The organism is Nocardioides imazamoxiresistens (assembly GCF_032378595.1).
GTDB classification, from domain to species: domain Bacteria; phylum Actinomycetota; class Actinomycetes; order Propionibacteriales; family Nocardioidaceae; genus Nocardioides; species Nocardioides imazamoxiresistens.
In genome coordinates this window covers 14,138-32,446 of sequence record NZ_JAVYII010000005.1, presented here as the reverse complement: position 1 = coordinate 32,446, position 18,309 = coordinate 14,138, and the positions used below count along the sequence as shown (strand labels likewise).

Annotated in this window: 20 protein-coding genes; 8 read left to right on the top strand and 12 right to left on the bottom strand. The window is 74.3% G+C overall.

From position 1 onward, the window contains the following. Position 1: 1 nt before the first annotated feature. Positions 2–736, top strand: a complete 735-nt coding sequence (locus tag RDV89_RS11680; protein ID WP_315733228.1) for a PaaX family transcriptional regulator C-terminal domain-containing protein — start codon at positions 2–4, stop codon at positions 734–736. Positions 737–838: 102 nt separating this feature from the next. Then, positions 839–3,148 (top strand): FdhF/YdeP family oxidoreductase, encoded by a 2,310-nt coding sequence (locus RDV89_RS11675; RefSeq protein WP_315733227.1) that lies wholly within the window; start codon positions 839–841, stop codon positions 3,146–3,148. An 87-nt stretch (positions 3,149–3,235) separates the two neighbouring features. Here the strand turns inward: RDV89_RS11675 and RDV89_RS11670 are convergent, their stop codons facing one another. The 5 genes from RDV89_RS11670 to RDV89_RS11650 all read right to left on the bottom strand — a co-directional run bounded on the left by RDV89_RS11670 (position 3,236) and on the right by RDV89_RS11650 (position 8,456). Continuing rightward, positions 3,236–3,388 carry an MFS transporter small subunit gene (locus tag RDV89_RS11670; protein WP_315733226.1) on the bottom strand — a complete coding sequence of 51 codons (153 nt, stop codon included), beginning with the start codon at positions 3,386–3,388 and terminating at the stop codon, positions 3,236–3,238. After that, the gene (locus RDV89_RS11665) at positions 3,385–4,815 is read right to left on the bottom strand and encodes an OFA family MFS transporter (RefSeq protein ID WP_315733225.1); all 1,431 of its coding nucleotides are present in this window, start codon (positions 4,813–4,815) and stop codon (positions 3,385–3,387) included. The genes RDV89_RS11670 and RDV89_RS11665 overlap by 4 nt, the downstream gene beginning before the upstream one ends. Before the next feature lie 154 nt (positions 4,816–4,969). Then, entirely contained in the window at positions 4,970–5,932 is a 963-nt protein-coding gene (locus tag RDV89_RS11660; protein ID WP_315733224.1) for a LysR family transcriptional regulator, read from the bottom strand. A gap of 28 nt (positions 5,933–5,960) precedes the next feature. Then, positions 5,961–6,275, bottom strand: coding sequence for a hypothetical protein (locus RDV89_RS11655; protein ID WP_315733223.1), 315 nt, complete (start codon positions 6,273–6,275; stop codon positions 5,961–5,963). A 15-nt stretch (positions 6,276–6,290) separates the two neighbouring features. Continuing rightward, complete coding sequence (locus RDV89_RS11650; protein WP_315733222.1) at positions 6,291–8,456, bottom strand: S9 family peptidase; 2,166 nt, start codon at positions 8,454–8,456, stop codon at positions 6,291–6,293. A gap of 101 nt (positions 8,457–8,557) precedes the next feature. Here RDV89_RS11650 and RDV89_RS11645 point away from each other — a divergent pair, with 101 nt between their 5' ends. The 4 genes from RDV89_RS11645 (at position 8,558) to RDV89_RS11630 (ending at position 11,353) form a co-directional block, all read left to right on the top strand. Further along, positions 8,558–9,274, top strand: a complete 717-nt coding sequence (locus RDV89_RS11645) for a M50 family metallopeptidase (protein WP_315733221.1) — start codon at positions 8,558–8,560, stop codon at positions 9,272–9,274. A 23-nt stretch (positions 9,275–9,297) separates the two neighbouring features. Next, a complete protein-coding gene (locus RDV89_RS11640) occupies positions 9,298–9,696 on the top strand; it encodes a DUF5709 domain-containing protein (protein WP_315733220.1) in 399 nt (132 codons plus the stop codon). 119 nt (positions 9,697–9,815) lie between these two features. Continuing rightward, positions 9,816–11,081: a DUF445 domain-containing protein gene (locus tag RDV89_RS11635; RefSeq protein ID WP_315733219.1), complete on the top strand. Its 1,266-nt coding sequence runs from the start codon at positions 9,816–9,818 to the stop codon at positions 11,079–11,081. Positions 11,082–11,104: 23 nt separating this feature from the next. Beyond that, the gene (locus tag RDV89_RS11630) at positions 11,105–11,353 is read left to right on the top strand and encodes an RNA-binding S4 domain-containing protein (protein ID WP_315733218.1); all 249 of its coding nucleotides are present in this window, start codon (positions 11,105–11,107) and stop codon (positions 11,351–11,353) included. 39 nt (positions 11,354–11,392) lie between these two features. Here RDV89_RS11630 and RDV89_RS11625 read toward each other — a convergent pair whose 3' ends face one another. The 7 genes from RDV89_RS11625 to RDV89_RS11595 all read right to left on the bottom strand — a co-directional run bounded on the left by RDV89_RS11625 (position 11,393) and on the right by RDV89_RS11595 (position 16,735). Further along, positions 11,393–11,761: an FKBP-type peptidyl-prolyl cis-trans isomerase gene (locus RDV89_RS11625; protein WP_315733217.1), complete on the bottom strand. Its 369-nt coding sequence runs from the start codon at positions 11,759–11,761 to the stop codon at positions 11,393–11,395. Positions 11,762–11,813: 52 nt separating this feature from the next. Beyond that, positions 11,814–12,248: a CBS domain-containing protein gene (locus RDV89_RS11620; protein WP_315733216.1), complete on the bottom strand. Its 435-nt coding sequence runs from the start codon at positions 12,246–12,248 to the stop codon at positions 11,814–11,816. A gap of 82 nt (positions 12,249–12,330) precedes the next feature. Then, the gene (locus RDV89_RS11615) at positions 12,331–13,203 is read right to left on the bottom strand and encodes an inositol monophosphatase family protein (protein WP_315733215.1); all 873 of its coding nucleotides are present in this window, start codon (positions 13,201–13,203) and stop codon (positions 12,331–12,333) included. Between the two features lie 5 nt (positions 13,204–13,208). After that, positions 13,209–13,778, bottom strand: coding sequence for an HtaA domain-containing protein (locus RDV89_RS11610; RefSeq protein ID WP_315733214.1), 570 nt, complete (start codon positions 13,776–13,778; stop codon positions 13,209–13,211). Between the two features lie 46 nt (positions 13,779–13,824). Next, on the bottom strand, positions 13,825–14,859 hold the full coding sequence (gene rsgA, locus RDV89_RS11605) for a ribosome small subunit-dependent GTPase A (RefSeq protein ID WP_315733624.1): 1,035 nt from the start codon (positions 14,857–14,859) through the stop codon (positions 13,825–13,827). After that, positions 14,856–16,142 carry a 3-phosphoshikimate 1-carboxyvinyltransferase gene (gene aroA / locus RDV89_RS11600; protein ID WP_315733213.1) on the bottom strand — a complete coding sequence of 429 codons (1,287 nt, stop codon included), beginning with the start codon at positions 16,140–16,142 and terminating at the stop codon, positions 14,856–14,858. The genes rsgA and aroA overlap by 4 nt, the downstream gene beginning before the upstream one ends. A 68-nt stretch (positions 16,143–16,210) precedes the next feature. Next, entirely contained in the window at positions 16,211–16,735 is a 525-nt protein-coding gene (locus RDV89_RS11595) for a DoxX family membrane protein (RefSeq protein WP_315733212.1), read from the bottom strand. Positions 16,736–16,807: 72 nt separating this feature from the next. On the opposite strand from RDV89_RS11595, the gene RDV89_RS11590 reads away from it, so the two are divergent. Both RDV89_RS11590 and RDV89_RS11585 read left to right on the top strand, forming a co-directional pair. After that, the gene (locus tag RDV89_RS11590) at positions 16,808–17,557 is read left to right on the top strand and encodes an SOS response-associated peptidase (protein ID WP_315733211.1); all 750 of its coding nucleotides are present in this window, start codon (positions 16,808–16,810) and stop codon (positions 17,555–17,557) included. Then, positions 17,554–18,273: an alpha/beta hydrolase family protein gene (locus tag RDV89_RS11585; protein WP_315733210.1), complete on the top strand. Its 720-nt coding sequence runs from the start codon at positions 17,554–17,556 to the stop codon at positions 18,271–18,273. Before RDV89_RS11590 ends, RDV89_RS11585 begins: the two co-directional genes overlap by 4 nt. The last annotated feature ends 36 nt before the right edge of the window (positions 18,274–18,309 follow it).

The window sequence follows — 18,309 nt, the reverse complement described above, 5'->3', positions numbered from 1 at the left end:
CGTGGAACCCTCCGTCGACCTGCGTCCGCTGAGCGCTCGGTCGGTCGTGCTCAGCCTGCTGCTCGGGGCGCACCCGGCGCGGCTCGACGCGGCCCGCCTGACGGAGGCGGCGGTGGAGCTCGGGGTGCCCATTGCCACGGCGCGCGTGGCGCTGAGCCGCGCGGTGGCCGGGGGCGACCTGCTGCGCGAGGACGGGGCGTACGCACTGGCGCCGCGCCACGTCGCCCGCCAGGCCCGCCAGGACGAGGCCGTGGCGGACCTCGGCCGTCCCTGGGACGGGACCTGGGAGACCGCGGTGGTCGTCGCCTCAGGTCGCTCGGCCTCCGAGCGGGCGGCCCTGCGCACCGCCCTGGCCGCCCGCCGTCTCGCCGAGCTGCGCGAGGGCGTGTGGATGCGGCCGGCCAACCTGCGCCGCGAGGACGACCGCGCGGGAGCCGACGACGGGCTCGAGGTCCTCGAGGCCCGCCCGCGGGACCCTCGCGCCCTCGCCGCGCGGCTGTGGGACCTGCCCGGCTGGGCCGGCGCGGCCGAGGCCTGGGGCGAGCGGCTGCGCGACGCCGCGGAGCCGGGCGTACGCCTCGCTGCCGCGGCCGGGCTCGTGCGCCACCTCGCCACCGACCCCCTGCTCCCGGCCGAGCTGCTCCCGTCCGGCTGGCCGGGCGCGCGGTTGCGCCGGCAGTACGCCGGGTACCGGGGCGAGGTCCGACGGATGCTCGACCGGGCCGCCGCGAGGTGACGGGGCAGCCGTGATCGGTTCCGTCGATCGGGTGATCGCTGTCACTTCTTTGACGTGCCGGTGCGCATCGCGAGACGTTGTCCGAACAACCTGGAGGTGGAGATGAGCTCGCGCGAGGCCCCCGAGGTCGACCCCGTCGACGACCTGAAAGTGACGCCGCCGAAGACGTGGGCCGCAGGCGTGCCCGCCGTGGCGCACGCGTTGAAGTACTCCCTCGGCGAGACCAGCCCGAAGCGCACCGCGCTGACGCTGCTGAACGTCAACCAGACCAAGGGCTTCGACTGCCCGGGTTGCGCGTGGCCGGACCCGAAGGACCGGCACACGAACGAGTACTGCGAGAACGGCGCCAAGCACGTCGCCGACGAGGCCACCACGCGGCGGGTCACCCGCGAGTTCTTCGCGAAGCACTCGGTGGCCGACCTCGACCAGCGCTCCGACCTGTGGCTCAACCAGCAGGGCCGGCTGACCGAACCCGTGGTCAAGCGCCCCGGCGGCACCCACTACGAGCCGATCGGCTGGGACGAGGCGTTCGAGCTGGTCGCCGGCGAGCTCAACGGCCTGGCCACCCCCGACGAGGCGCTCTTCTACGTCTCCGGGCGCATCAACAACGAGGCCGCGTTCCTCTTCCAGCTCTTCGTGCGGGCGTTCGGCACCAACAACCTGCCGGACTGCTCGAACATGTGCCACGAGTCGAGCGGCTCGGCTCTCGGCCAGACGCTGGGCGTCGGCAAGGGCAACGTGTCCCTCGAGGACATCCACGAGGCCGACCTGATCTTCGTCGTCGGCCAGAACCCGGGCACGAACCACCCGCGGATGCTGACCGCGCTGGAGGAGACCAAGCGCAACGGGGGTCGCGTGATCGCGGTCAACCCGCTGCCCGAGGCCGGCCTGATGCGGTTCAAGAACCCGCAGAAGCCGCGCGGCGTGGTCGGTCGCGGCACCGTCATCGCCGACCAGTTCCTGCAGATCCGCCCCGGCGGCGACCTGGCGCTCTTCCAGGCGCTCAACCGGCTCCTGCTCGAGGCCGAGGACGAGGCCCCCGGCACGGTGCTCGACCACCGGTTCATCGAGGAGGACACGCACGGCTTCGAGGAGTTCGCCGCTCACACGCGTCAGGTCGCGTGGGACGACGTGCTGCGGGCCACGGGCCTGACGCGCGAGGAGATCGAGGAGGCGCACCGCGCCGTCCTGTCCAGCAAGAAGGTGATCGTCTGCTGGGCGATGGGCCTCACCCAGCAGAAGCACGCGGTGCCCACGATCCGCGAGATCGTCAACTTCCTGCTCCTGCGCGGCAACCTCGGTCGCCACGGCGCCGGCGTGTGCCCGGTGCGCGGGCACAGCAACGTGCAGGGCGACCGGACGATGGGCATCTGGGAGAAGATGCCCGACGCGTTCCTCGACGCGTTGGGGCAGGAGTTCTCCTTCGAGCCGCCCCGCGACCACGGGTGGGACTCCGTCGACGCGATCCGCGCGATGCGCGACGGGCGCGCCCGTTTCTTCCTCGCGGCCGCGGGCAACTTCGTGCGGGCCGCGCCCGACAGCGAGGTCACCGAGGCGGCGCTGCGCAACTGCTCGATGACGGTGCAGATCTCCACCAAGCTCAACCGCTCGCACACCGTGTGCGGGGAGACCGCGCTGATCCTGCCGACCCTGGGTCGCAGCGACCGTGACGTGCAGGAGTCGGGCGAGCAGTTCGTGACGGTGGAGAACTCGATGAGCGAGGTGCACGTCTCGCGCGGGCGGCTCGACCCGGCCTCGCCGGACCTGCTGAGCGAGGTGGCGATCATCTCGCGCCTGGCCGAGCGGACCCTGGCCGGCCGCGAGGGCGGCGCCGACGTCCCGTGGCGCGAGTTCGAGAAGGACTACGGCCTCGTGCGCGACCGCATCGCGCGGGTCGTCCCCGGGTTCGAGGACTTCAACGAGCGTGTCGTGGCCCCCGGCGGGTTCCGCCTGCCGAACGCGGTCAACGACCGCGTGTACCGCACGGCGAGCGGCAAGGCGGAGTTCACCGCGAACGAGTTCACCGAGCTCGTCGCGCCGCCCGGCCACCTCGTCCTGCAGTCGCTGCGCTCGCACGACCAGTGGAACACCATCCCGTACGCGATGGACGACCGCTACCGCGGCATCCACGACGCGCGTCGGGTGGTGCTCGTCAACGAGGCGGACCTCGCCGAGCTCGGCCTCGCGGACGAGGAGGAGGTCGACATCGTCAGCGTGTGGTCGGACGGGCTCGAGCGCCGCGCCCCGGCGTTCAAGGTCGTGCCCTACCCGACCCCGCGGGGCTCCGCCGCCGCGTACTACCCCGAGACGAACGTGCTGGTGCCGCTCGACAGCGTCGCCGACGTCTCGAACACCCCGACCTCCAAGGGCGTCGTCGTGCGCCTCGAGAAGGTCTCGGTCCCGGTGGGTTGAGAGTCCCGCCTGCACGACGAAGGCCCCCTCGCCGACGGCGAGGGGGCCTTCGTGGTTCCCGGGGGTGGTTCCCCGGGAGCGGTGGGCTCAGCCGGTGAACAGCTGGGTCGCGGCCTTGACGGCGTGGAAGACGCCGTACGCCAGGGGCGCGAGCACCACGGTCCACACCACGGCGATCCGGGCGCGGTAGTCGGTGCGGGGCGCGGCGTGGTGCTGCGACGCGGTGGGCTGGTCGTTCATCGGGCGGCCTCCGTGCTCGGGTCGGTGCTCGGGTCGGTGGAGGAGGGGGACGCAGCGGTTCCCGCGGCGCCGGTGGTGCGGCCGGAGGCCGGCTCGTGCCACCGCTCCGAGACGGGCTTGATGAGCAGGTTGGCCACGAAGCCGACCGCCAGCACGCCGACCATGATCAGCAGCGCCGGCTGGTAGTCCGCGGCGCCGAGCTCACCGGGGTTGCCCTGCGCGTCGAGGACGCCGTTGACGATCAGCGGGCCCAGGACACCGGCGGTCGACCAGGCGGTCAGCAGCCGGCCGTGGATGGCGCCCACCTGGTAGGTGCCGAACAGGTCGCGCAGGTAGGCGGGCACGGTCGCGAAGCCGCCGCCGTAGAAGGAGATGATCACGAAGCAGAACGCGACGAACAGGACCGTCGAGCTCGACCCGACGGTGGCGAGCAGCCCGTAGAGGGCGATGCCGCCGCCGAGGTAGACGATGTAGGTCGGCTTGCGCCCGATCACGTCGGAGAAGCTCGACCAGACGAACCGGCCGCCCATGTTGCCGACCGAGAGCAGCCCGACGAATCCGGCGGCGACGACGACGGTGACCGTCGAGACGCCCGAGCCGTCCCGGAAGAAGTCCTGGATCATGTCGGCGGCCTGCTCGAGGATGCCGATGCCCGCGGTGACGTTGCACAGCAGCACAACCCACAGCAGCCAGAACTGGGGGGTGCGGATCGCGTTCGACGCCGAGACCTGGGCGGTGGTGACCATGGGCTTGGCGCGCACGCTGGCGGGGTCGAAGCCGTCGGGGACCCAGCCGGGCGCGGGGACGCGCACGGTGAAGACGCCGAGCATCATCACGGCGAAGTACGCGATGCCGAGGGTGACGAACAGCTTCGCCACGGCGTCGCCGCCGGGGGAGTCGCCGCCGTAGAGCGCGAGCAGCTCGCGCGAGAGCGGCGCCGCCACCATCGCGCCGCCGCCGAAGCCCATGATGGCCATGCCGGTCGCGAGGCCCGGACGGTCCGGGAACCACTTGATCAGGGTGGAGACCGGCGAGATGTAGCCCAGGCCGAGACCGATGCCGCCGATCACGCCGTAGCCGAGGTAGACGATCCACAGCTGCCCGAGCTGGATGCCGGCCGCCGCGACCAGGAAGCCGGCCGCCCAGCAGCAGGCGGCGGTGAACATCGTGCGGCGCGGACCGACGCGGTCGACCCACGTCCCGAACAGGGCGGCCGAGACGCCGAGCATCACGATCGCGATGGAGAAGATGACGCCGATGGCGGTCAGGCTCGTGTCGAAGTGCTCCACGAGGGCGTCCTTGTAGACGCTCGTGGCGTACGCCTGGCCGATGCACAGGTGGATGGCCAGGGCCGCGGGCGGGATGAGCCAGCGGCTGTAGCCGGGTGGGGCGACCGTGTGCTCACGGTCCAGGAAGGTCAGTGCCACGCGGAGCCATCTCCTCGGCGTTCGGTGCTCGGACGGCCGCGAGGGTGCGCGCGGCCCGTCGAACCTAGAGACGGGTGTGACCCACGTCAAAGAGCGAGAGGCTATGGCGCGATAGCGCGCGGTTATCGCAGTCGTCGCCCGGTGGGCGCCCCGCTCACCCGTCCCGCGGAGGTACGCCCGGCAGCGCGGCGGCCGTGGGCACCCGGCGTACCACCTCGTGCTCGAGGGCGCGTTGCACGTCGATGCGGGAGGCGACCTCGACCAGCGCACGCGCCAGGGTCGTCTCGGGCCGACGCGCGGAGAGCACCAGGCCGACGTGGTAGCCGCGGGCCGGGTCGGGCAGCGGTCGCACCCGCAGGCCGTCGGGCAGCGCGACCCCGAACAGCCAGGTCTGCGGCACGATGCTCGCCAGGTCGAGCGCGGCGACGTGCGCGAAGATCGCCGAGATCGTGTCGGTCTCGACGACCACGTCGGCGTGCGCGCCCGCCTCGCCGAGGAAGCCGTCGACGATGCGACGGTTCTGCATCTCGGCGGGCAGCAGGCACAGCGGCACGGCGCCGGCGTCGCGCCAGGTGACCTCCTCCAGTGCGGCCAGCGGGCCGTCGTCGCGGGTGAGCAGCAGGTAGCGCTCGCGGTAGAGCGGCACGGTGCGCGTGTGGCCGAGGGGCTCGCCGTCGACGTAGGTCATGCCCACGTCGAGCGTCAGGTCGTCGAGCTCGGCGACGATGTCGCGCGAGTTCATCGAGCGCAGCGAGAAGTGAAGGTGCGGCTGGTCGGCACGCAGCGGACCGGTCAGCAGCGACGCGGCGCTGAGCGCCGTGGGTATCGCGCCGATGCGCAGGGTGCCGGTGAGGTGGCTGCCCATCACCTGGATCCGGTGGTCCAGGTCGCGGCGGTCGGCCAGGACCCGCTGCGCCCAGCGCAGCACCTCCTCGCCCTCGGTGGTGAGGCCGTCGAAGCGCTGCCCCCGGCTGACGATCTGCACGCCCAGCTCGGACTCGAGCTTGCGGATCCCCGCGGAGAGCGCGGGCTGCGAGACGCCGCACTCCTGCGCCGCGCGCCCGAAGTGGCCCTCGTGCGCCAGGGCGGCGAGGTACTCCAACTGGCGCAGCAGCATGGCGTCATGGATACCAGAGCGGGTGGGCTCAGTCCTCGCGGCGGCTCCAGAACGTGCCGTCCAGCCCGTGCTCGCGCAGGTGCTCCTCAAAGGAGGCGGCGTCGGGGAACCGGGTGACGACCGCGTCCAGCAGGTCGGCGGGCGCGACGCCGAGCAGCGCGCCCAGGCGCGCCGTCTGCCCGGCGTCGAGGCGCCGCGCCCACTCGTACTCCCCGCCGCCGAGCACCTGGCCCTCCATCACGAACCCGCCGTCGGTCAGCGTGCGGACGGCGCAGTGCACCGAGCGGCCGGCGACCCTCCGGTCCTCCAGCGTCCGGCTCGCCACCACCAGCTGCGGGTCCACGCTCCCGCCGACCCGTCAGCCGAGGACGCGCGGTCGGCGCCACTCCTCGCCCCGCACGTGCTCGGCGAGGAACGCGAAGACGGTCTCGTACCAGACCTTGGCGTGCTGCGGCGCCAGGATCCAGTGGTTCTCGTCGGGGAAGTAGAGGTAGCGGTGCACCATCGACCCGTCGGCGTCCGCGAAGTGCTGCGCCAGCTCGGCCCACAGGCGGTTGCCCTCGCCGATCGGCACGCGGTAGTCGCGGTCGCCGTGGATGACCAGCAGCGGCGTGCTGATGTTCTCGACGAAGCGGTGCGGGGAGTTCTCGACCAGCCCCTCGGCGTCGAAGAGCTGGTCCCAGTAGGGCGCGCCGTCGGTCGTGCCGCGGAACTGGTCGAGCGCCCACAGGCTCGCGTGGGTGACGATCGCGTCGAAGCGGTCGGTGTGCCCGGCCACCCAGTTCGCCATGTAGCCGCCGAACGAGCCGCCCATCGCCGCCGTGCGGTCGGCGTCGATCTCGGGCCGGGACTCGACGGCGTCCGTGATCGACATCAGGTCGGTGTAGGGCGCGCCGCCCCAGGCGTTCCAGCCGCGCGCGATGAAGTCCAGGCCGTAGCCGGTCGAGAGCGCGGGGTCGGGCAGCAGCACGGCGTACCCCTGCTGCACCGCCAGCTGCGCGCACCAGCGCCAGCTCCACGCGTTCCAGCTGTTCAGCGGCCCACCGTGGATCCACAGCAGCAGCGGTGCGGGCGTCTCGGCCGAGGCTCCCGGAGGGGTGAGCAGCCAGCCGCGCACCCGGGCGCCGTCGTCGGCCGTCGTCTCGACCTCGGTCATCGCGCCGACCGGGGCCGGCGGGGGAGCGGGCGTCGCGAGCGGCGTGACGGCCCCGTCGGAGTCGATCCGGACGGGGTGCGGCGCCGTCTGCCAGTTCGAGCGCAGGGCGACCAGGCCGCCGTCGGGGGCCACGGCGACCTGGGTGTAGGCGAAGTCGTCGTGCGTCAGCTGCTGCACCTGCGCGGCGGGGTCGCCGAGGTCGACCCGGAAGACCGGGGCGCGGCCGTCGGAGTCGGCGACGACGACGAGCGAGGCGTCGTCGGGAGCGAAGTGCAGCTCGGCCGGCCAGCGGTCCCAGCCCACGGCGACCTGGTGGTGCTCGGAGCCGTCGACGCCGATCACCCAGATCTCCTGGTCGGCGGGTCCGGCCGGGCTGGGCATCCGCGAGCGGACGTAGGCGATGCGGCGCCCGTCGTTGCTGACGGTGGGCGACTCGGCGTACACGCCCTCCTCGTCGACCAGCGGCGTCGTCGTGCCGGTGCGCACGTCGATCGTCACGATCGCGTGCCGGTCCTCCCAGCCCTGGGCACGACGCAGCGCGGCGACCAGCAGGGTGCCGTCGGGGGTCAGGGCCGCGCCGGCGGTGTCGGCGCTGCGACCCGGGTGGGGCGTGAGGTCCGCGGGACGCGGCAGGTGCGCGGGGTACGCGTGGTCGGCGGCGCCCGAGGGGCCGGACCCGCTGGAGCCGCCGGGCTCGTCGGAACCGTCGGAGGCGTCGGTGTCGCCCTCGTCGTCCGGGTCGCCCGTCGGGGCGACCGGGTCGACGCCCAGGTCGGCGGTGCCGAGGGTCAGCAGGTGGGGCTCCTCGGGACCGAGGTCGTGGTCCCAGTAGCGCACCGGGTAGCGCTCGTGGAGGATCGCGCTGACCTTCTTGCGCGCCCGCTCGGCCCGCAGGGCAGCGTCCTCCTCGAGGGTCGAGGCGCCCGGGAGCAGGGAGGCGCCGAGCACGACCTGGTCGCCCGCGCGCGCGACGGCCGCGACGCCGTCCACGCCGCCGGCCAGGGCGGTCACCGGACGCGCCTCGCCGCCGGCGGCCGGCAGCACCCACAGTTGCGCCACGGGCTTGCCGTCCTGCTCGGGCCCGCCGCTGCGCCGGCGGCGCGAGGTGAAGACGAGGTCCCCGGAGCCCGTCCACGCGGCGCTCGACTCGCCCGTGCTGCTGCGCGTGAGCCGGCGCGCGGTCCCGGAACCGTCGGCCGCGACCTCCCACAGCGAGCGCGCGTAGGTGGTGCGGTCGGACGAGAGCGTGGCGAGCGTGAGGGCGACGCGTCGCCCGTCGGGCGACAGCGCGAGGCCCTCGACGCGGGGCAGCGCGACGAAGTCGTCGAGGGAGGCGAACGGGGTGGGGGCGGGGTCCGAGAGGGTCACCCGCCCAAACTATCGAGCCCGTCCGGCGGGGAACAGGAGCGGGGCGCACCGGAGCCCCGGGGCGTCGCGGTCGGGCTGGTCCGCTCGGCGATGCTGGTCGGGTGCAGGACTTCCTCGACCGCGTCCTCGGCGACAGCGTCACGCCCCAGCCCCCGCTCGACGAGCGGGCCGCGCTCGCGGCCGTCGCGCTGGCGGCCGTGCTGGTGCTGTGGCGCCCGGCGTGGCGGCGTACCCGTCACCTCGTCACCATCGCCCACGAGGGCGGCCACGGCGTCGCCGCGCTCCTCGCGGGCCGGCGGCTCTCGGGCATCCGGCTGCACCGCGACACCTCGGGCCTGACCGTCTCGCGGGGCCGCCCGACCGGGCCGGGGATGGTCGTCACGGCGTTGGCGGGGTACGTCGCACCCAGCGTCCTCGGTCTGGTCGCGGCCTTCATGGTCTCCCGCGGGTACGCCGTCGGTGCGCTGTGGGTGGCCCTCGCGCTGCTCGCCCTCCTGCTGCTGCAGATCCGCAACTTCTTCGGTCTCTGGGCCGTGCTCGTCGCCGGGAGCGGCGTGTTCGCCGTGTCCTGGTGGGCGCCGGCGCCGCTGCAGGTGGCCGTCGCCACCGCGGCGACCGCGTTCCTGCTGCTCGCCGCGCCGCGGCCGGTGCTCGAGCTCCAGGCGCAGCGCCGGGCGGGCCGCGCCCCGCACTCGGACGCCGACATGCTGGCCCGCCTCACCCCGCTGCCCGGCGGGTTCTGGGTCGCCGTCTTCCTGGTCGTCACCGGTGCGGCGGCGCTCGGTGGCGGTGCGCTGCTGTGGCAGGCCGCGTCTTGAACCCGCGACCTACGGTTCCGTCCATGAGCGAAGACCAGCTGCAGCCATCGGACACCCTGGACGACCGCGGCGTCGACGACGTCCTCGACGAGGGCTTCTCCCCGCCGGAGCGCCTGCGCGGCTCGAACCTCAAGGACGTCACGCCGGCCGGGGAGCTGGAGGGCGAGACGATCGACGAGCGCGAGCGGCAGGAGGAGCCCGAGGTCTGGGACGGCCTGCAGGAGGAGCTCGACGCCGACGTCGTCGACGGGCCCGTCGGCGGTGAGGTCGGCGGGGAGCGCACCGGCCGCCTGCTCGCGCCCGACGAGGGCACGGGCACGGACGTCGACAGCGGCGCGTACGCCACCGACGAGGGCATCGACGGCGCCGGGGCCAGCGCCGAGGAGGCCGCGATGCACACGATCGACCCCGACGACGTCTGAGCCGTCCGGGCCGACCCCCCCGCGCCCGACGCGCACGCGACGGCGCACCCGGCGCCGGCCCACCTCCTAGGCTGGCCGACGACGGGTGCGCCGTGCGCCCGAGGAACAGGAGCCCTCCGGTGAGCGCGGACACCTTCATCGCCCCCGGGTCCGCCGAGGCCGACCTCGTGCGGCGGCGCGACCTCAACCGCATGCGCGCGGTGGCCACGGGCCTGCTCGTCGCCGCGGCGGTCGTCTACGTCGCCACCCACGGGCAGGACGGCTTCTGGGGGTTCGTCAACGCCGGCGCCGAGGCGTCGATGGTGGGCGCGATGGCCGACTGGTTCGCCGTCACCGCCCTCTTCCGCCACCCGCTGGGACTGCCGGTGCCGCACACGGCGCTGATCCCGCGCCGCAAGGACGACCTCGGCCGGGGGCTGCAGGAGTTCGTGCGGGAGAACTTCCTCGCCGAGCCGGTGCTGCGCGAGCGCGTCGGCGCCGTGGAGCCGAGCCGCCGGGTGGGCGAGTGGCTCGCCGATCCCGCCCACGCCCGCCGCGTGGTCGAGGAGGTCTCGGACGTGGCCGTGATCGCGCTCGGCAAGGTGCGCGACGAGCACGTGGCCGAGGTCGCCGAGACGGTGCTGCTGCCGCGCTTCCGCGAGGAGCCGATCGCTCCGCTCGCCTCGGCCCTGCTGACCGAGATGGTCGAGGACGACCTGCACCACGGTCTGGTCGACCTGACCCTGGCCGAGCTGCTGCGCTGGCTGCGGGCCAACGAGGAGACCTTCACCGAGGTGCTCGTCGAGCGCGCCCCCTGGTGGTCACCGCCCAGGCTCAACGACGCCGTCACCCAGCGCATCCACCAGGAGGCCATCCGCTGGGTCGAGGACATCCAGGCCGACCCCGAGCACCGCGCCCGCCAGGCCTTCGACTCGATGCTGCACCAGCTCGCCCACGACCTCGCCCACGACCGCGCCACCGCGGAGCGCGCGGAGCGGCTCAAGCTGCGCGTGCTGGACCACCCGCAGGTGGTGGCGACCGGCGTCTCGCTGTGGAAGGCCTTCCAGCGGGCCCTCGTCGCCGGGCTCGAGGACCCCGCCAGCCTCCTGCGCGTACGCCTCGAGCACGAGCTGGTCGCGTTCGGCCGCCGGCTCGGCACCGACGCCGAGCTGCGCGCCCGCATCGACGGTGCGGTGGCGAAGGGCGTCGTGTTCGCCGTCGGTCGCTACGGCGAGGAGCTCACCGGCGTGATCACCTCGACCATCGAGCGCTGGGACGGCAAGGAGGCCGCCCGCAAGATCGAGCTGCACGTGGGCCGCGACCTGCAGTTCATCCGGATCAACGGCACCGTGGTCGGCGGTCTCGTCGGCGTCCTGATCCACACCATCTCGGTGCTGATCGGCTGAGCGGCGGTGGGAGGATGTCCCGCGTGAGCGAGCCCTTCGACGTCCCGATCCGCGACGAGGTCATCCGCCTCGGCCAGTTCCTCAAGCTCGCCAGCCTGGTGGAGTCCGGAGCCCAGGCCAAGCCGGTGATCGCCGACGGCGCCGTGCAGGTCAACGGCGAGGTCGAGACGCGCCGCGGTCGGCAGCTGCAGCGCGGCGACGTGGTGACCCTCGGGGGCGCGAGCGCCCGGGTGGTCGACGAGGAGGGGTACGACGACGGCCTGCCCTGGTGAGGACAGGCCGTCGCGCGGTGGTGCGGTGCGGAACCGGGGTCAGGAGACCTTGAGCAGGTCCACCACGAAGATCAGTGTCTCGCCCGGCTTGATGACGCCGCCGGCGCCACGGTCGCCGTAGCCCAGGTGCGGCGGGATCACGAGCTGGCGGCGGCCGCCGACCTTCATGCCCTGCACGCCGTTGTCCCAGCCGGCGATGACCTGGCCCGCGCCGAGGCGGAACTGCAGGGGGGTGCCGCGGTTGTAGGAGGCGTCGAACTCCTCGCCGCTCGAGTGCGCGACGCCGACGTAGTGCACCGACACGGTGTCGCCGGCCTTGGCCTCGTCGCCGTCGCCGACGGTCACGTCGGTGACCACGAGGTCGGTCGGGGGTTCGGGGTCGAAGAAGTCGATCTCGGGCTTGTCCATGCGCCGAAGCCTAGCGAGGGGCCGGGTGCGTCGGGCCGGGCGGCTCGGGGGCTCAGCCGCCGCTGACGTACGCGTCCAGCTGGTCGCGCTCGAAGGCCAGCTCGTCGATGCGCGCCTTGACCACGTCGCCGATGCTGACGATCCCGGCCAGGGCGTCACCGGCGACGACGGGCACGTGGCGCACCCGGTGGCGGGTCATCACGCCCATGAGGTCGGCCGTCGTGTCGTCGGGGGAGCAGGTCTGCACGGTCGTGGTCATCACCTCGCCCACGGTCAGCTCGAGCAGTCCGGCCGGGTCGGCCGTCTCCGCCAGCCGCCGGACCACGTCGCGCTCGCTCACCACCCCGGCGACCGGCGTGGCGTCGGTGCGCACGACGACCGCACCGATCCGGTGGCGGGCCAGCAGGGCGAGCAGCTCGCCCACGGTCGCGTCCGGGGTCAGCGTCACGACCGCGTCGCCCGCCTGCATCACGTCCTGGATCCGCATGGTCGCCTCCGTACGTCCGCGCCTGAGGGGTCGGAGCGACGACTCTAGGTGTGACCGGGGTCACACGGGAAGGGCGAGGGGCTCAGACGGAGCGCAGGCGCGTCACCGAGCCGCCCGCGAACGGCGGGTCGTCCGGGTCGTCGCCGCTCGAGCTGCCGAGGAAGCCCAGGGCCGGCTCGTGCAGGTGGGTGTTGCTCGCGATCGCGTTGCCGCCCCACGGACCCTCGGTGCCGTCGAGGCTGGTGAACGTGCCTCCGGCCTCCCGCACGATCACGTCGAGCGCGGCCATGTCGTAGGTCTCGAGCTCGGGCTCGGCGGCGAGGTCCACGGCGCCTTCGGCGAGCAGCATGTAGGACCAGAAGTCCCCGTACGCCCGCGTGCGCCAGACCCGGCGCGACAGCGCGAGGAAGTCGTCGAGACGCCCCCGCTCCTCCCAGCCGCCGAGCGAGGAGTAGGACATCGACGCGTCGCCGAGGTCGCGCACGTCCGAGACCGCGCAGCGGGTGGCCTTGAGCAGCGACTTGCCGGTCCACGCGCCGTGGCCCGCCGCCGCCCACCAACGACGCTGCAGGGCCGGCGCCGAGACCACGCCCGCCACGATCACGCCATCGACCTCGAGGCCGATGAGGGTGGCCCACACCGGCACGCCGCGCACGAAGTTCTTGGTGCCGTCGATCGGGTCGATGATCCAGCGGCGACCGCTCCCGGCGGTGCCGGCCGTCGCGCCCTCCTCCTCGCCGAGGATCGCGTCGCGGGAGCGGATCCGTCCGAGCTTGGCGCGCACGGCCGACTCGACGGCCCGGTCGGCGTCGGTCACCGGGGTCATGTCGGGCTTGCTCACGACGTGCAGGTCGGCCGCCCTGAAGCGGTCGAGGCTGATCGAGTCGGCGTCGTCGGCGAGCAGGTGGGCGAGGCGGAGGTCGTCGGTGTGGTCGGCTCCGTCAGCGAGTGCCATGGCGCTCAGGCTAGGCCACCGACGGCGCCGCTGCCGATCGGCACCACGACGCTGAGCGGGTCCATGGTCTCGCCCGGGGCGTAGACGTCGTTGAACAGCGCCGCCCCCTGCGCGGTCAGTCGCACGTCGTCCGAGGTCCACAGCTCGACGCCGTCGGCGCGGGCCTCGGCGCTGACCTGCTCGCGCAGGGTCAGCTCCGCGAGCGGTACGCGCGGTGCGCCCTCGGCGCCGTGGGGGTCCTCGATGCTGAGCAGGGCCCCCGTCGGTCCCACCTCGACCCAGGGTGCGGCCAGGCGCACGAACATCATCCCGCCGTGCCCGGCGAAGCGGACGTCGCCGAGGAAGGCCCAGGCGCGGGCGCTGCCCGGGGCGGGGGCCTCCGGCGGCGTGGGGGCCAGCGCGTACAGCACCTCGGTGGCGCCGACCGGCACCGCTCCGTCCGACACGGACCCCTTGCCGCCGGGGCTGCGGCGCACGTACTCGACGAACGACGCCTTGACGCCCCAGCGCAGGCCGTGGGGCGGCGCGCCGCTCGGGGTGTCGGGGATGTCCGGGAGCTCCGGGGACGACGTCATGGGCCGATGATTCCATGCGCAGGAATCCTGGGCCAGGTTCCGCCGCTCAGACGTCGCTGTTCTCGCGCGCGGCCAGCACACGGCGGAAGGAGGAGACCCGGTCGGGGTCGGCCTCGCCGCGGCCGACCGCCTCGTCCAGCCCGCACTCCGGCTCGCCGCTGCCGTGCGTGCAGCCGCGCGGGCACTCCTCCGTCATCTCGTCGAGGTCGGGGAACGCCTCGATGAGGTGCTCGGGACGCACGTGGGCGAGCCCGAACGACCGGATGCCGGGGGTGTCGACGATCCAGCCGTCCCGGCCCGCGGGGCCGTCGGGGAGGGCGAGCATGTGCGCCGACGTCGAGGTGTGCCGGCCGCGACCGGTGACGTCGTTGACGCGTCCGACCTCCCGGTCGGCGCCCGGCACCAGCGCGTTGACGAGGGTGGACTTGCCGACGCCGCTGTGCCCGACCAGCACGCTCGTGCGGCCCGCGAGCCGCGTGCGTACCTCGTCCAGGTCCGCCCCGCGACGGGTGACCACCCACGGCACCCCGAGGGACCGGTACGTCGAGAGGAGGTCGTCGGGGGAGGCCAGGTCCGCCTTGGTGAGCACGAGCAGCGGGGCCATGCCGGCGTCGTACGCCGCGACCAGCGCGCGGTCGATGAGGCCCGGCCGCGGCTCGGGGTCGGCGATGGCCGTGACGACGACCAGCTGCTCGGCGTTGGCGACGATCACGCGCTCGTAGGGGTCGTCGTCGTCGGCGGTGCGCCGCAGCACGGTGCTGCGCTCGTCGACCAGGACGATGCGGGCCAGGGCTCCGTCGGCGCCCGACGTGTCGCCGACGAGCCGGACGCGGTCGCCGACCACGACGGCCTTGCGGCCCAGCGGGCGGGCCTTCATCGCGGTGACGGGGCGGGCCTCGGGGCCGGTGTGGGGGCGGTCGTCGAGGAGGACGGTGAACCGTCCGCGGTCGACGCGGACGACGCGGCCGGGCTCGGCGTCCTCGAAGGCGGGCCGGTCCTTGGTGCGGGGGCGGGTGCGACGCCGCGGGCGCTCGTAGTGCTCGTGGTCGTTCTCGTCGTACCCGCGGGCCACCCGGCTCAGCCCCGGCCGCTCGGGGTCGTCACGGCGCTCCAGGCGCCGGCGAAGTCCGGGAAGGTCTTGGCCGTCGTGGCGACGTCCTCGACGAGAACGCCCGGGACGGCCGCGCCCACGACGACGGCCGCGTGCGCCATCCGGTGGTCGGCGTAGGTGTGGAACACGCCGCCGCGCAGCGTGGCCGGACGCAGTGCGAGGCCGTCGTCGGTCTCGGTCACGTCGGCGCCGAGACCGCCGAGCTCGGTGGCCAGCGCCCGCAGGCGGTCCGTCTCGTGGTGGCGGATGTGCGCGACGCCGCGCAGGACCGACGGGCCGTCGGCCAGGGCCGCGAGCGCCGCGACGACCGGCGTCAGCTCGCCGACGTCGTGCAGGTCCACGTCGACCCCGGCGAGGCGGTCGGGCCCCTGGACGCGGAGGCCGTCGGTGGTGCGCTCGATCGTGCAGCCGAACGCCGCCAGGATCTCGCGCAGCGCGTCCCCGGCCTGGGTCGTCGCGGCGGGCCAGTCGCGCACCGTGACGCTCGAGCCGGTCGCGGCGGCCAGCGCGAGGAAGGGCCCCGCGTTGGAGAGGTCCGGCTCGATGAGGTCGTCGACGGCCCGCACGACGCCCGGTGCCACCTGCCACCGGTTCGCGTCGGAGTCGTCGACCTCGACCCCGTGGCGCCGCAGGGCGGCGACCGTCATCTCGATGTGGGGCAGGGACGGCACCGGCTTGCCCTCGTGCACCACGTCGACGCCCTGCTCGTAGGTGGCACCCGCCAGCAGCAGCGCGGAGACGAACTGCGACGACGCCGACGCGTCGATCTGCACCCGTCCGCCGCGCACGGTGCCGGTTCCAGCGATCGCGAAGGGCAGCGCGCCGCGCCCGTCGTCGCGCACGTCGACGCCGAGGCCGCGCAGGGCGGTGAGGATCTCGCCGATGGGGCGCTGGCGCATGTGCGGGTCGCCGTCGAAGGAGACGACCCCGGTGGAGAGACCGGCGATCGGCGGGACGAACCGCATGACGGTCCCCGCCAGGCCGCAGTCGACGGCCGCGTCGCGGTCGAGAACGCCGGGCCGCACGGTCCAGTCGGGCCCGCTGGCGTCCACCTCGGAACCCAGGGCCGTGAGTGCCGCCGCCATGAGGAGCGTGTCGCGCGAGCGCAGCGCACGGCGCACCACCGACGGCCCGTCGGCGACGGCCGCCAGGACCAGCGACCGGTTCGTCAACGACTTGCTGCCCGGCAGGTCGACGGTCACGTCGAGCCGCTCGGAGACGTGCGGCGCGGGCCAGAGGTCGTCGGTCGTCACGGGCGGCAGGCTACCGGCAGCGGGACGCGCGCCGCCGGGGCGCCGCAGCGGCCCCGGCGACGCCGGCCTCAGGTCAGCTGCGCCTTGGCCAGCTTGGCCTCGCGCTTGGCGCTCTTCGCCAGGGTGCGGGCCTCGCGCTGGGCGTCCTTGGCGGCCCGGCGGGCGCGCCAGGCGAGACCGGGCTTGCCGTCGGTGTCGACCGCGGCGAGGAGCAGGCCGCCGAGCAGCGAGACGTTCTTGAAGAAGTGGACCTGCTGGTTGCCCTTCGCCGCCGGGTCCGTCTCCTCCCAGAAGGGGTGGCCGGCCAGCGTGGTCGGCACGAGGGTCGCGGCGAGGACGGCGGCCGAGGCGCGGGGGGCCTTGCCGGTCGCGAGGCCGGCTGCGGCGACCAGGTGCACGGCCGCGTTGAGGCGCACCAGCGTCAGGGCGTCGCTCGGCACGGGGGCGCCGGCCTTCTGCGCCTTGGGGACGAGCTTGTCGGTCACCTTGGCGGCGCGCGGGGCGATGGCCTCCGCGTTGCGCAGCGCGTTCACTCCGCCGACGGCGAACATGGTGGCCAGCAGGGGACGGGCGATGAGTCGCGTCACGGTCATGGCCCCTTCCTACACGATCGCGCCACGCCCACCCAGGGGTCCGCACGGCGGCGCGGGACTACCCTGGCGGGCATGTGCGGCCGCTACGCCTCCAGCCGGGAGCCCGACGACCTCGTGGACGAGTTCGGCGTCGCCGAGACCGTGCTGGCCGAGCCCCTCGCGCCGAGCTGGAACGTCGCGCCGACCGACGCGGTGTACGCGGTGCTCGAGCGCCCCGCGAAGCCCGAGGAGGGCATCGACGGGCCGCGTCGCCAGCTGCGCGCGTTGCGCTGGGGACTGGTCCCGTCGTGGTCGAAGGACGCGAAGATCGGCTCGCGGCTGATCAACGCGCGGATGGAGACGGTCGCGGAGAAGCCGTCCTTCCGCCGTGCGTTCGCCGCGCGCCGCTGCCTGCTGCCGGCGGACGGCTACTACGAGTGGTACGTCACCGAGCAGACCGACGCGAAGGGCAAGCCGGTCAAGCAGCCCTACTTCATCCGGCCCGACGACGGCGGCACCCTCGCGATGGCCGGGCTCTACGAGATCTGGCGCGACCCCGACCGCGGCGACGACGACCCGGACCGGTTCCGCTGGACCTGCACCGTCATCACGACGGAGGCGACCGACGACCTGGGACGGATCCACGACCGGATGCCGCTGATGGTCGGCCCCGGGGTCCGTGACGACTGGCTCGACCCGACCGCGTCGGGCCACGAGCTGCTGGACCTCCTGGAGCCCGCGGTGCCCGGGCGGCTGACGGCGTACCCGGTCTCCACCGCGGTCTCCAACGTCCGCAACGACGGCGCCCACCTGGTGGACCCGCTGCCGCTGGAGGAGGGATGAGCAGCTCGCTCGACGTCCCCGCGGTGGAGGTACGCCCGGTGGCCACGGCCCACGGCGAGGCGCGGCTGCACCGCAACCCGGCGCTCGGGCGGCCGCTCGCGACGCTGCTCCTGGGCCACGGCGCGGGGAACGGGGTCGAGATGCACGACCTCGCCGGTCTCGCCGACGCCCTGCCCGCCCAGGACGTCGGGGTCGTGCGCCTCGAGCAGCCCTGGCGGGTCGCCGGCCGCAAGGTGGCCACGGCGCCGCCCACCCTGGACGTTGCGCTCGAGGCGGCGGTCCGCGCGCTGCCGGCCGACGACCTCGCGGCGCCGCTGGTGCTGGGCGGCCGTTCCGCCGGTGCACGCTCGGCGGCACGCTGCGCCGGCCGGCTCGGGGCGGCGGGCGCGGTCCTCATCGCCTTCCCGCTGCACCCGCCCGGGCGTCCCGAGAAGTCGCGGCGGGCGGAGCTCGACGCGCTCGTCGACGCCGGGGTGCCCACGCTCGTGGTGCAGGGCGAGCGCGACGCGTTCGGCGGGCCGGACGAGCTGGCGACCGCCTACGGCGGTGAGCTGCCGGCCGGCGTCGACCTGGTGGTGGTGCCCGACGCCGACCACGGTCTGAAGGTGCGCCGCAGCGCCGGGATCACGGTCGAGGACGTGCGCGCGCTCGTCGTCGAGGCCGTGCTCGAGTGGATCGTGCGCGAGGTCGGTGGCCCGGGCGCGACCGTGGAATAGCCGCCCGGGCTCCGTCGTTCTGGTCCGTGCCGCCGA